We start from the raw sequence: 14,184 nt of genomic DNA, 5'->3' as shown, positions 1-14,184 counted from the left end.
TACTACTTCTCAGTCAATACCCAATTACCTTGGTTTCTTGCATAATAATTTGCATCATACATTGCTTCTACCTGAGTGCCCGGCAAGTAATACGTACCTAAGTAACTTGCATTGAGACGTACCGTAAACGTTTTTGTGCTGGCTTTACTCATATCAAAATAAAAGTTGACTCTATCATCTCTTATATCTGTGTAGCGTGCGCTGCCTTCTGTACCGCCTTGTGCATCTGTAAAGCGTGTATTTACAATTTCCCACCCGCTTGGAAAGATTTGTGTGAGCGCGATATTATCTACATAGTCGCGACTGTTATTACTTACTGTAATTTTTGCAGTAAACTCCTCTCCTTGACGTAGCTTATTAATCGCAATAGGATTTCCTGACCCATCCACAAAGGTGGTATTCACTCTCAGATTTTTACTATCTGTAAGCTCTTTACCTAGTGGTAATTTTCCGCTCTGTACTAAGCGCACAAACACAGTATTTTCTTTCTGATTTTTAAGTGTGATGCTATTCTTACCATCTTGTGTCTTAAGATCTCTGAGCGCTATGGCTTGTGGCGTGTTTATCACCACTTCCTTACCGTTTTTCATAATAGACAGCTGCATGGCTTTACCACCGTTTTTAGTCACCATTTTTGCCATAGCGAGTAACGCATAACTTGTTTCTTGCGTACTCAACCATCTATCTGACGCTAGCGTTTTGGCAATTGATATAGCCAATTCTTTTTGCTTAGCATCATTCATAACCACCATTGTTTCTAGTGCCATCGCTCTGTTACGATACACAGAACCATAGGTGTGGTAGTCATAATTTTTGGGCTTAAAATCAATATTTGCCGTTACTGTTAGTTCGCGAGCTACTTTCTCCTGCCCCACAAGTGCATAGGCTCCTGCTAGTCTCCATTTGCTCTCGTTTGATAGGTTTCCGTTTTCGCGCAAGCGGTTCATTGCCGCAAGATCTGGTTGTCCAGCTAGAGCAAGGGTATATAAACGATACGCTTGCATTAAGGTGGCATTATAGGCATACTGCCCTGATCGCCACTCGCGGGCAGCTTTTTTCTGGAAACGCAACCAGTTACTCATAAAAGTAAGTGGCAATGCATAGCCTTTCTTTTGTGCTTCTATCATAAAATGACCTGCGTAACTTGTGCCCCAGTCATCTGCTTCTGATTCTCCTTGCCAGTAACCAAGACCTCCATCTGCATTCTGGAATCTTCCTAGACGGGTAATTCCATTTTTGATGTGTTCTTGTGATTCGGCTTTTTGCTCATAAGTCAGATCAAAAATATCACTCAAGAATAATTGCGGAAATACGCCAGACGTAGTTTGCTCTACACAACCGTGTGGATAGCGTATCAAATATTGCATACGCTTTGTAAAATCCATAGGTGGTAATGTCGAAAATTCTAAAGCGCATTCATTTGTTCCTGCTACACCAAAGGTTGAATAATCAATGGTAAGATCTCCGCTAGCGTCTAGTTCATAATCGGTTACTTGTTGCGTGATAGGGTTTGGATTTTCTACATCGATTTCTACTTCATAGGTTGCACGTTCTCCGTGACCTTCTACAATAATCTGTACCGTTTGCACTTCTGTTGCGGCTTGCATATCAAACTCAAATGGCACTATTTTTTCTCCCACTTGCGTGAAATTTACCGTTTTCACATTCCCGTCAGACGCTTTAAAAGCTTCAGAAGTTTTTATCGTAATCTTAGCCTGCTTGATTTTACTTTCCATGGCAAACACGGTAACGGGTAAAGTCACGTGCTCTCCCGGAGATAATTTTCGCGGAAGCGAACCTAGCACCATCAATGGTTTACGCACAGCCACCGTTTTGTCTGATTTACCGTAGGCGCTTTTTGTGGCATCTCCAGCAATCACCATCGCACGTACAGAGCCTACATAATTTGGTATTTTTATAGTGTGTGATTTTGTTTCGTTTTCGCTTAAAGCAAAAGGACCTAAAAAGCTAACAACGGGTTTAAAACGTTCTGCTTTTCGGTTTTTGGCAGCACTTCCTGCATCACCTCCACCTATTGCATAAATATTATCTACACTACCCGAGTATGCACCGATTACATAATCATACATGTCAAACGACTTTACTCCGAGCGCTTCCCTACTATAAAAATGCTTGTGAATCTCTGGTGTTTGAAATCTCGTAAGATCCAGCAAGCCATCATCTACCACAGCGATGGTATAAGTCATTGCTTTGCTGTTTTTCTCACTTACCTTTATCGTATAATTCTCCTCTGGCTTGAGAACATCTGGCATGGATATTTGTGGTTGTAACACCGTATTAACATCCTCCACAAGCAACGGAATCACACCGTATAACCTGATAGGCAAATCATTTGCCGACTGTTCATGGGGCTGCAATAATGCAATGTTTACATACACATTAGGAGCCATCTCTGAGGTAACAGGAATGCGTACTTCTGTTTCTCCTTTCACCGCATCTACCCAGTACGTTTCTAGTACGCTTGTACCATTTTCAATACTTACGAGCGCTCTTCCTGCCGATGATGACGGGAATTTAATGATGGCTTTTTCTCCTACATTATATTTCTCTTTGTCTGCAGAAAATACGAGCATCTTTGCACTCTCAGGATCACTTTGTAAACCACTCCAGTTTCTATAGAAATATGCGATGCGTCCCGTAGCGTGACCACTCTCTGGGTCTAAAATTCTAATGAGATAACGACCGCTTTCTTTTTCTGGGATATTTACATTAAAACTTGTTTTTCCATTTGCTCCAGAAGTAACTGTGAAGTTTTGCACGGGCGTGTGCACTGTTCCTGTCTCGTAGCTTGAGTAATTATCATTATTACGATTCCACCACCAGCGCCATTCCATTTTAAAGACTTTTACTTCCAGCTTACGATTGCCCGCTGGATTTCCTTGTGCATCTGTTGTCGCAAGATCAAATGCTGTATTCTCATCTGTATAGTAGCTGCCGTAGGCTCTACTTTCTGGTGAGCGTAAGCCTACAAAATGCTCAAAAGGCGAGACATCTTTACTAACGACATCTAGTGAAAAATCACCACCACCTTCATAGGCCTTTGTCACAAACGTAGCTTTAAGCATTCCTGGAGCGCGCTTACTGAGTTCTAATTTCTTATTGATTTTAGTACTTCCCTCATTATCTAGTTTACCATCTAGCACATTAATTTCTACCTCATCAAAACGACGGATAGGATCATAAAAATTATATTTAGGAAACTTCTTGAAACCGCTATTTGAACTGCGGATGGTAGCGTCACTTACAATTTTGAGATTGCGTGCTGGTGCTCCGTGGAGCCATTTTACGGTTGCAGTACCTTCTATACTACCACTGGCATCTAGTATTTCATCCTTAAATTCTAAATTAACCTTGAGTCGGTTAGGCTTTATAGTTTCTACTTTAAGAGACTTATAAAATGTTGCTCCTCCTACAGAGATGGTCGCATTATAATTTCCAGTAGGAGCCGTTTGTGTTGTTGGGACAGGGAAATAGTAAAAATTATTAAGCGAGCGTTCATTATTTTGAGATGTTCCCTCTTTACTAGTGAGTACCTTTCTGTACATCAACTTCCCTCTAGGGTCTGTAACTTCAAGTTTTACTGGATGATCTTTAGGCAATGGATTTGCTTTATCGTCTAGTGTAAATGTAAGATGTATCGTATCTCCTGGACGATGCACACCGCGTTCTAAATATGTAAAGCCTTTAAGACCTTTTTCTAACTGGTTACCAGAAATATCAAACTTACTCATAGACAAACTATGCCCGTCTTCTAGTTTTAAATATGCATAATTGTTATCCTTTACTGCTATGGCAAACACAGGAAAACCTTTTGGCGTAACTCTTGCTATACCTGTCGCATCTGTAGTTACAGTACCTATAGCTTGTTTCTGATAGTTATATAATGTGATTTTTGTATTTGCTTCTGGGGTAGTTGTAATAATATCTGCCGCTGCAAAAAGGTAAGAATTGTCTTTTCCTTTCTTAACAATAAGACCAAGGTCAGAACCTAGCAGGTTGCTATTGATAAATCTTCCTTCTTGATAATAAGCAGGGTGGCAAGGATTATCTTCTTGCTCCCAGTTATACACTTGCTTACGCCATCTATAGATACGGTTATCCCAGTATTGTTCCTCTCTCGTATCTTCATCTGCACTTTCTGCTTCTGTATTTGAGTTGTCATAATAATCTTCTTCATAGTAATAATCATCATAGCTATCATCATCTACAGCGGTAGATGTATCATCTGTACACTCAAAGATTGCGTATGCTGGTTTATAACTTATCTCTATACGATATAGTGCTCCTGGATCTGCCTTAAACACCGTTGATAGATCAATACCATGAGCTTTCCACTGCCCATTATCTAGGTCTTCTTTATTTGCTATTTGTATGGTCTTCTTTGCTATCCTGCGACCTACTCTTTTTAGGTTATAGGTACTTGCATCATTGAGTTGTCCATCTTGTAAAAACTGTAACACATTATTTTCAAAAATCTTAATGATTCTTACATCTACGTGGCTCAAGCTTACGGCTTCAAAATAAAAAGGAGTACTTGCTGAATTAGGTAAAATCACCCCGTTAGTTATAGCGCGCACAGCAGGTTTTACCTGCTCAAAACTTATTGATTCTTGAAACTGCTCTTTAAGCCTATATCCATCTGTGCTTTTAATACCTTCAAAAACCTCAACCAGTGCATTTCCTACAATTTTAGTCTCTGGATATACGGTAAGTACATTACCATTTACCTCAAAACGAAGATTACCACCTTGCTGGATAGTTACCAGTCCGGCAAAATTTTGCTTGTCTTGTATAGGGTCAGAAAAGTTAATTGCTAATGACGCATTTGCTCCTCTAGTTTGATCAATACCTATAATTTTAAAGTTATTACGACCAGGGATTTCTACGGTATTTTCTCCTTTAGTTTCTTTTGCTCCTATCGCTTTACCATTCCATGATATTTCAATTTTTGAGTCCTCTTCGGCTCTAGAGATACTGTCTATTCTAAAGGAATGAAATCTAGCATAAGCATCTTGGCTAAACCATTTGATAGATAGTGCGTTTCCATTTTGTGTAGCATTTATGAGTTGTTGCGCTTTCGCGAAAGCGATATCATCACTTCCCTCTATCTGTCCTTCTAGATAGTTATATTCTTTACTATACGACTGTAATGCACGCAGATTCACTTTAAAATCTGGCGTGATAGTCTTGAAATAAAAGTGAAATTCATCCATCCCTTTTTCTAGATCATCATAGAGTTTGTCTAGAAAAACAGTCACCTCATACTCCACATCTGCTTCTAGTGGTTCACTAGGCACAAATTCTAGTAATCGCTGGTTACGCACGGTTAACTTTCCAGAGACACTTGGACTTATTTTTAATATATCTGCAGGTATTTCTTGATCTAGCTCAAACTGCGTGAGTGCCTTTGCTAGCTCCACTCTTATAGTACTCTTTACAGACTGGCGCCCCTCTGTTGTGTATGAAATATAGTCTTTAAACTTAAAAAGGTTATCTGTTGCAGATGGAGTTTTATCACAAGAAATGACAATTAGTAGTACGGCGAGAAAGGCGAGTAGATGGTTTTTACGCATTGATAGTGATTGTGTTAGGTGCCCAAAACTAATGTTTACTCATTGATAAAAAAACGTAAATCGCTTAAATAATGAGTGCTTAAATTTAAGCCGAAAACAGCTCATATTAAACAAGTTAGTGACTGATTGATATAGAATTCTGGTAGTGTGGTTACTTGTTCAACGGAAATGTTAAAACAACTAGTATAAGGCAATTAACTTTTAGGAGGATTTTAACTTTTATCAAAAGAGTACTCGCGTTCTACTTTGCAAATTCTCACTGTATAGTTGTCGTACCAATCTGATTTACCCATGCGCTGGGCACCTTGATGCTCTGCTTGTGCTTTCCAGTGAGCGATATCCTTTAATGTTTTCCAGTAAGAAACAGTAATCCCGAGATGGTCGCTATCATTTCTAGCGCCCTCTACTCCTAGAAAACCAGGCATTGTTGCCGCCAGCTCTTCCATAAGATCTGCGGCTTGCTTGTAGCCTCTTGTGCTACTGGTTTGTGTAGATGTAAAAATTACAGCGTAGTAAGGTGCTTGCATTATTCGGTTTCTATTTTGTACAGCACGGGTTTGCTTGGTGTGGCATCATTCTCAAAAGAAGCAATTTGTAAATTGAGTAAATACCTACCATCTGCCACTTTGTGCGGCACATAAATCATCTCTGTAATGGTGGCATCCAGGCGTATATTTTCTTCTACATTCCAGAAGGCGTGATGTGCTTTAAGAGCACCGCCATCTTTTTCTCTATCTACACTTGGAAGATCTATGAGAAGGTGTTTGATTCCGCTTTCGCGAAAGCGTACCATTGCTTTTTCTTCTATAAACGGCCAGTTTGTGTGAGACCAATTCATTGATTTCTTTTCGCGTGCATTAGGCAGTGTGCGTATGACCAAAGCTTCTGGAGATTTCCCTTTAAGTATACTGTGGAACTGCTTATCTCTTAGTATAAAATCGTCTTCGTCATTATCTAAGGGTTCAGGAATTACTGTAATCACCTCTGCCACAAAAAAGAAAGTTTTGAGATTTTTATTGATACTGTGTACCTTCTCTGTAATATGGCCAACGGTCTCTGTGTGGGTTCCGTGCGCGTGCGGATTAAAAGTAATAGTGGTAAAATTCACATCACCACCTTCACTCACTTTACCTACCCAATCGCCATCTGTGACTGTCTCAAACGTAGGCGGATCAATATACCAAGCCAGCGGATTCTTCTTAGATGTAAGAGGAATCGAGAGATCAATAGGTTTTAAAAGGTCTACCGTAAAGGTTTCTTTATTATGAGTGATTTTTGCCAGCATATAGTAGTTCCAAAGAAAACTAAAGATAAAAATACTCAAGTGATTTACCTAGACTCATTAAGCTCATTGCTACAAGCTATGCTACTTTAAGTTGAGTATAAATAAGTCACTTGCAATACCATCACTTAAGAATTTCCCTTTTTTTGAAACATACACACGATCGCCTTCCATAAACAAGAGGTGTTCTTCTACATGCTTTTGCGAATACTCAACAAAATAGTCTTTGTACTTCTCGCCATATAAAGTGGCTATCTCTATGAGTGATACCCCAAACTGCGTGCGCAATCTAGTCATCACATACTCATTGTATTGATCTGTAAGTGAGAGCTCTTCCACCTCTTGTGGCAACTCTCCAGCAGTGATTGCTTTTATGTACTTCGGGTTGTTATTAACATTCCACGCGCGACGATTATTATCATAACTATGTGCAGAAGGGCCTATCCCAATGTATTTTTTCCCTTGCCAGTAGGCCGTATTGTTTCTAGAGTGGAAACCAGGCTTTGCAAAGTTTGAAAACTCATAGTTCTCATAATCTGCTTCTTCCATTTTACGTATTAAAAGCTCATGATGCTCTTGAGCAACCTCGTCCTCTACGGGTGGAACAATTCCTTTTTTGATAAAGTTTTCTAATGCTGTCTTAGGTTCTACGGTAAGTGCGTATGCAGATATATGAGGTACATTAAGTTTTAACGCTTGATCAATATTTTCTTCCCATCGTTCATTAGTCATCCCAGGGATTCCGTAAATAAGATCGAGCGAACTATTAGGAAAGCTTGCTCTAGTTAATCTCAGGCAGTCTAGTGCCTCTTGAGCATTATGGGCACGGTTCATTAATTTGAGATCTTCTTCAAAAAACGATTGTACGCCTATGCTCAACCTGTTAATTCTTGACGCGGCTAGTTCGCTTATTTTCTCTGGAGTAAGATCATCAGGGTTTGCTTCTAGGGTAATTTCTGGATCTTCTTCAATCGTATAATGCTTATAACAGGCATCTATAATTTGTTCAATCTCCTCAGTGTTCAAAACAGAAGGTGTCCCTCCACCAAAGTAAACATTAGACACTTCATCATTTTCAAACTCGGCTTTACGCATCTCAAGTTCGCTTATGATTGCCGTTATCATTTCCTCCTTTTTACCCATGGTGGTCGAAAAGTGAAAATCACAATAGTGACATGCTTGCTTGCAAAATGGTATGTGAATGTAGATGGATGCCATAATTTCTAAAAGAATATTATTTCTTAACCCGCTTATCATTCTGCTTTACAAAGCTCTCCCAGCCAGAATAGCTTTTACCTATTTCTACTTTACCAGAGTTATAGTAATGACAGACTGCGGCTGCGAGTCCGTCTGTGGAGTCTAGGTTTTTAGGCAAGGTTTTTAGTTTGAGTAATGATTGCAGCATTCTTGCCACCTGCTCCTTACTTGCATTACCGTTTCCAGTAACTGCCATTTTTATCTTTTTAGGAAGATATTCTGTGATGGGGATTTCACGAGATAATCCTGCAGCCATCGCAACACCTTGTGCCCTACCTAGCTTGAGCATACTTTGTACATTCTTTCCAAAAAATGGCGCCTCTATCGCAATCTCATCTGGGTGGTAGGTGTCAATTAAATGGATAGTTCGCTCAAAAATAAGTTTGAGTTTTACATAAGGATCATTATACTTTTGAAGCAACAACTCATTAAGCAGCATGAATTCCATCTTCTTTCCCACTATTTTAATGAGTCCAAAACCCATAATTGTGGTTCCTGGATCAATCCCTAATATGATTCTTTCGTCTGCCAATGCTTTTATTGTTACTTTGTGCTCATCCTTAACAAAGAAATGAATGCCTAGATTATCTCACAAAGCTACGCAATTACTCTGGGCGACTCTTAAGATTCTCATTGTAGTACTCGCTGGATATTTTATTTATAGCAAACTCAACCGAAGCGCACTAATTAATCTCCAGTTTCAACTTTCTGAAATAAACACGTCATTGTTATATTTCTATATTATAATAGTACTATTATTTACGGTTGCCAATTGGTTTTTTGAGTTTAAAAAATGGCAAGTTTTAGTAGGTTACTTTAGCCAGTTAAGCTTTCGCGAAAGCGTACAACAAACCCTTACTGCTCATCTTGCTGGTTTTGTAACTCCAGCAAAAGCGGGTGATTATGGAGCCAAAGCGCTGTATTACCCAAAAGAGCAACGCAAAAAAACCCTCTTCTTAAATTTTATAGGAAACATGTACCAGCTGCTGGTAACGCTTGTTGTAGGTTTTGTAGGCTTAGGTATACTAGCGTTATTTACAAGTGGCACTGCAATCTTTTTCTGGGGTCTAAGTATTTTTATGACACTGGTACTTTATCAAATATTACCAAAAGTTCTCAAGCGTTTTAATTGGTCATTAAAAGGAAATGCATGGTATAAAATCAAAAGCTTCTGGAAGGCTATACCTAAAGATATCAAACGCAAGACTCGCTTATATTCCTTTATACGTTATGCGATATTTGCACATCAATTTTATATTATTCTACTGATGTTGGGAGCAGATATCCCCTACGTATTTGCCATGTCGTGTATCGCTGCAATGTATATTTTAAGTTCTGTAATACCCGTGATGCAACTACTTGATGTTTTGGTGCGCGGCGGAGTTGCTGTACTTGTTTTTGGCTGGTATTTTGTACCGGAAGAAATTGTGTTAAGCACCGTGCTCATCATGTGGTTGTGCAATGTCGTGTTGCCGCTTCTGCCAGGAGCTATCTACCTATTTAAAAATAAAAAGCGCTCAAGCGTAGCCTTATAATAAATGATCTGGATACTGCTTTTCGTTTTTATTTTTTACGGTATTATCATACTTGGCTTCACCATTAAAACAACGTATGCTGGTACTTTTAATAATCGTACTACAGTGCATGAAAACGGATTTACGGTAATTGTACCTTTTAGAAATGAAACTAAGAACCTCCCACGATTATTAACCTCACTAGCCGCCATAGATTACCCATCTCATAATTGGGAACTTATTCTTGTAAATGATGAGTCTACAGACAACTCCCTTGAGGTTATAGATCAATGCCTCAAGAATAATCCTATTTCTAATGTGAGCATTATAAACAACGTGCGTACTACAGCCTCACCAAAAAAAGATGCGCTGCAAACCGCCATTAACAAGGCTCAACATAACTGGATCGTTACTACAGATGCAGATTGCTACGTCCCAACACAATGGCTCGCCACACTAGATGCTACGATACAACAAGAGCAATCATTTATGGTCATTATGCCGGTTGCTATCGCTACCACGGCGCGTCCTTCTTTCTTAACTGCATATGAGCAACTTGACTTTTTAAGTCTAATGGGAGCAACCGCTGGAAGCTTTTATTTTGGTCTTCCTTTTTTATGTAACGGAGCAAACCTTGCGTATGATAAAGATGCCTTTATAAAAGTGCAAGGATTTTCTAATAATGATCATATAGCTAGTGGCGATGATCATTTTTTACTAGAAAAATTTCAAGAAAGGTTTAAAGATAAGATAAGCTATCTACGCTCTCAAGATGCCATTGTAATCACACAGCCACAAGAGTTGTGGAGTACATTTATAGCGCAGCGCACGCGATGGGCAGCTAAGTCTAGCGCTTTCACGTTTTGGTTCTCAAAACTTATGGGTTTATTGGTCGTGAGCGTTAATCTTATGAGTGGCTTAGGTTTGATTTATCTCGCTTTCGCGAAAGCGGAAACCCAATCTCTAATTATCATCGCACTGTTACTCAAAATAATCGCCGATGGAATTCTCATCTCAACCGAAGCACAGTTTTACAAGAAACTTTCCTACTTAAAATGGTATCCAATCGTGATGATTTGTTACCCGTTTTTAAGTTCTTATATAGCCATAAAATCAATTACTAGTAGTTACCAATGGAAAGATAGGATCTACACAAAATAATAGCCGACAACACTATCTAAAGTTATTTACTCCACCTTGAGTACTACGGGAATTTTAAATTTTGTCTTTACAGGAACCCCTTGTTTTGTGGCTGCTTTAGCTTGAGGAAGTTGTTTGGCCGCTTCATGAATCCACTGCTCTAGTTTTGGGATTTCTGCGCGAATTTCTGGCGTAATGGCAAGGGTATCAATACAGTATTTACCCTTTTCATTCACCACAAAGTTTACTACAATCGTATCGTTGAGTACTCTATTTACAACAATCGTGTGTTTACCAAAAGACTCATAAAACGTGCTCGTTACTGTCTCTTCAAAACATACTCTCAACGCCTCCCCTTCTGCTTGTGAACTACATGTATCAAAAGTAGGATACCCGTCCACTTTATGAAGATCTATGGCCTTCCAGCTTTCTGAAAGATACTCCGAAGATGAGATCTTCTTTGTTTCTATACGGTCGCAAGAAGTCATTACAGCTATTGCTGTAATCATTACTAAACCACGATGTAATAAGCCTCTCATACGTACTTCGAAAGTACGATTTTTAAATCTCGTTTAAAAGTGCTGTAAATAGGGTTAGTCCTGCGCTTTTTTTGCTTCAAAAATTTCTCTTTTGAGGATTACAATTCTCTCCTTAGCTATTCTTATCAAATATGGCTTTGATTTTGATTTTTCAGATTGAGCCACAAACTTCTCATACAATTGGACAACCTTTTCCTTATCTTCATAATAATTATCGGCTGCTACGGCAATGGCATATACGGCATCAAGGTTATCAGGATCTTCTTTAACTGCTAGTTGATAGTGCTTCATTGCCTTAGTGAACTCTTTCTTAAACTCGTAAGCTCTACCTAATGTAAAGTACACATCATCAAGCGGCAAATCTTTATACCTAAGCGCTTTGGTCGAATAATCAACGGCCTTATCGTATTCTCTGTTAAAGTTATATAACCTAGCAAGGGTTATAAGTGTACCCCAGTCTTCGTCATCATAAGCGAGTACTTTTTCATAAGCTTCTATAGCCTCTGGATACATTCTTTTCTCGTAGTAGGCACGCCCTAGTTTATTTCTCACAAACGCAGTATCCATACCTAAATCTAGTAATTTATTAAACCACGCTATGGCCTCAACCCACCATCCTTTTATGTAATAGTTTTGAGCTAGAATATTAGCTATCTTAATATTATCTGAGTAACTCTCAAGTGCTTTCTCAGAAATCTTTTCTACGACATCGTATTCTTTATGACTTAAATGATGTAATGCAAGTTCATACATGGCATTTTGGTGAGTAGAATCTAGCTGTACTGCCTTTGCAAAAGCTTTTTCTGAAGTGTCTATCTTTTCATCATCTACTTTTTTATTTAAAACTAAGGTATCCTTTACCGCGGTCTTTTTAAGCGCTCGTCCCCATTGATAGTAATACTCAGGATTGGTAGGGTATCTCATTGCCAAATCAGAAAAAATTGAGTCTGCAAGATGATGCTTTGACTTTGACAGTAATAGTCTACCGTACTCTGTTTGAGCTATGGGTTGCCTGTCATTAAGCTCTAACGACTTTTTATAATACAAAAGCGCGTCAGTTTTCACTCCTTTACCGTTATAGGCTCTTGCTATTTGCAAATATGTTCTAGCCGAAGGATCTTTTATAGATTCATACTGAGCAATTGCTTTTGTATAATCTCCCACAGCATATAAACTATCTGCAATAGCCAAAGCCGGAGCTTGTGCTCCGGCTTTTGAAAATGCTATGATACTTAAAAGTATAATTAGTTTTCTCATAGGTTACTCCGCTATTTTAAACGTAATAGGTAAGCTATACAGAACACCAACTTCTTCGCCATTGTGTTTACCAGGTTTCATTTGAGGTAGGTTGTAAATAACTCTTCTGGCCTCTTCTGCTATATCTGGATGTGATGCGCGTGCTTTAACATTATCTACTTGTCCCCTTTTATTAATTCTAAATGACACAAACACTCTATTAACTCCTGTAAGACCTAGTGGTTTTGCAATACTTGTATTGAAATTAGCATTTACATATTTTGAGACTTTATCTGACATACATGTCTTTTTATCTTCATTCCCTTCTAGTTCATTACAACCAGGGTAAGTAGGGACATTATCTATAACTGCAAATGGTATTTCGAGTTCCTCTTGAGTTTCGACAACTTCTACTTCTTCAGAGGAATAAATTCCTGAAGCTGCAAAGCTAGGATCTCCCTTTCTCATTTCCTTTAACTCCTCAAAAGTGTAGGCCTTTATATTATACCTTTCTGCAAGTTTGGTTACTGATTCTTTTAAAGACATCATCAACAATATATTGGGGCCAGTACCATCCTGTTCGTTGCCCCCTTTGTTTTTTACTTGTTCTACGATATCATTAATTTCTAGTGATTTATCATCTCGAAGTTCCTTAATAAATTTCATTTCATTAGATGAAAGCTTTGTAGAATCTGTAACTATAACACTATATAAGCCATTACCGTTCTCAAATTTTGACACAATTAATGTAAAATTTTTATTACTACTTTTTTGTTCAGAATTTTGTGCCCAAGAAACTTGCACTAGCATTGCTAGCACAAGAGGCACTATAACGACATACTTGATTAATGCACTCTTTTTTGATTTTGATTTTTGTAACATAATGATTCGATTTTTGATTAATGATTGATTGAAAAATGTATTTGTAAAAGAGAGGTTGTTAGTGCCAAAGGCAGTATTTAATAACTCTTCGTAGTATGCTTTTTTTGACGTGGCTGCTGTTGCTTTTTGATCGGCTAAGTATTCATGTACGGTACTTATCAGCTTTTGATTAAAATATATTAGTGGGTTGAACCAAAAGATAATTTTCATGATCTCAAAAAAGATAAGATCCCAAGTATGACCCTGTTTTGCGTGTATCTGTTCGTGGGTAAGAATTTGCTTTCGCGAAAGCGTATCTATATCCTCTCCAATAAATATGTACTTAAAAAAGGTAAAAGCTTCTGTACTGTTAGGGACGTTAATGATGTGTTCACCACGTCGTTTAAACGATAAATAGTTAATGAAACTTCTGATTTTTATCACAAGAAATAATGCACTTACTGCCACACCTACGAAGTAAATACTCAACCACGGAATGACAAAGGAGTTTGTATGTTCTGTTTGGCTCGTAGTTGCTTCACCTATTACTACTTCTGGTAACATGACAGACATCACCTCTACGGGAACTACGGTTTGTAAACTTGCAATTTTTATAAATGGTAATAAAAGCGCTATGAGAGGTGTCAATAGAAGGTAAATTCTATTATATACAAAGAAGGTTTCCTTTCTTAATAGGAGATAATACACTGCTAAGAATATTGCTTGAAAACAGATGACTTGGACTACATATGCTATCATGA

At 38.4% G+C, this 14,184-nt stretch carries 10 protein-coding genes; 2 read left to right on the top strand and 8 right to left on the bottom strand.

Translation table 11 applies throughout. The features are described 5' to 3' along the window. Positions 1-2: 2 nt before the first annotated feature. From ACJJVU_RS03050 to ruvC, 5 genes are all read right to left on the bottom strand, one after another. Complete coding sequence (locus ACJJVU_RS03050) at positions 3-5,594, bottom strand: alpha-2-macroglobulin family protein (protein WP_405222168.1); 5,592 nt, start codon at positions 5,592-5,594, stop codon at positions 3-5. Between the two features lie 212 nt (positions 5,595-5,806). Further along, positions 5,807-6,121, bottom strand: a complete 315-nt coding sequence (locus ACJJVU_RS03045; protein ID WP_298329736.1) for an antibiotic biosynthesis monooxygenase — start codon at positions 6,119-6,121, stop codon at positions 5,807-5,809. Then, positions 6,121-6,879 carry a cyclase family protein gene (locus tag ACJJVU_RS03040; protein WP_405227450.1) on the bottom strand — a complete coding sequence of 253 codons (759 nt, stop codon included), beginning with the start codon at positions 6,877-6,879 and terminating at the stop codon, positions 6,121-6,123. Before ACJJVU_RS03040 ends, ACJJVU_RS03045 begins: the two co-directional genes overlap by 1 nt. An 81-nt stretch (positions 6,880-6,960) precedes the next feature. Beyond that, positions 6,961-8,094 (bottom strand): radical SAM family heme chaperone HemW, encoded by a 1,134-nt coding sequence (hemW, locus tag ACJJVU_RS03035; protein WP_405222165.1) that lies wholly within the window; start codon positions 8,092-8,094, stop codon positions 6,961-6,963. Positions 8,095-8,110: 16 nt separating this feature from the next. Beyond that, a complete protein-coding gene (gene ruvC, locus ACJJVU_RS03030; protein WP_405222162.1) occupies positions 8,111-8,665 on the bottom strand; it encodes a crossover junction endodeoxyribonuclease RuvC in 555 nt (184 codons plus the stop codon). Between the two features lie 43 nt (positions 8,666-8,708). On the opposite strand from ruvC, the gene ACJJVU_RS03025 reads away from it, so the two are divergent. Both ACJJVU_RS03025 and ACJJVU_RS03020 read left to right on the top strand, forming a co-directional pair. Next, positions 8,709-9,668, top strand: a complete 960-nt coding sequence (locus tag ACJJVU_RS03025) for a lysylphosphatidylglycerol synthase domain-containing protein (RefSeq protein WP_405222159.1) — start codon at positions 8,709-8,711, stop codon at positions 9,666-9,668. Between the two features lie 3 nt (positions 9,669-9,671). Next, positions 9,672-10,808 (top strand): glycosyltransferase, encoded by a 1,137-nt coding sequence (locus ACJJVU_RS03020; protein ID WP_405222156.1) that lies wholly within the window; start codon positions 9,672-9,674, stop codon positions 10,806-10,808. Between the two features lie 26 nt (positions 10,809-10,834). On the opposite strand, the gene ACJJVU_RS03015 is transcribed toward ACJJVU_RS03020, so the two are convergent. The 3 genes from ACJJVU_RS03015 to ACJJVU_RS03005 all read right to left on the bottom strand — a co-directional run bounded on the left by ACJJVU_RS03015 (position 10,835) and on the right by ACJJVU_RS03005 (position 14,182). Next, entirely contained in the window at positions 10,835-11,296 is a 462-nt protein-coding gene (locus tag ACJJVU_RS03015) for a hypothetical protein (RefSeq protein WP_186439089.1), read from the bottom strand. 84 nt (positions 11,297-11,380) lie between these two features. After that, positions 11,381-12,583: a tetratricopeptide repeat protein gene (locus ACJJVU_RS03010; protein WP_405222153.1), complete on the bottom strand. Its 1,203-nt coding sequence runs from the start codon at positions 12,581-12,583 to the stop codon at positions 11,381-11,383. Positions 12,584-12,586: 3 nt separating this feature from the next. Beyond that, positions 12,587-14,182 (bottom strand): M56 family metallopeptidase, encoded by a 1,596-nt coding sequence (locus ACJJVU_RS03005; protein ID WP_405222150.1) that lies wholly within the window; start codon positions 14,180-14,182, stop codon positions 12,587-12,589. Positions 14,183-14,184 lie beyond the last annotated feature (2 nt).

Origin of the sequence: Dokdonia sp. Asnod1-B02, from assembly GCF_045063955.1 — a bacterium.
Taxonomy (GTDB): Bacteria; Bacteroidota; Bacteroidia; order Flavobacteriales; family Flavobacteriaceae; genus Dokdonia.
The sequence above is the reverse complement of the archived record's forward strand: the minus strand, read 5'-3'. Positions and strand labels throughout refer to the sequence as shown.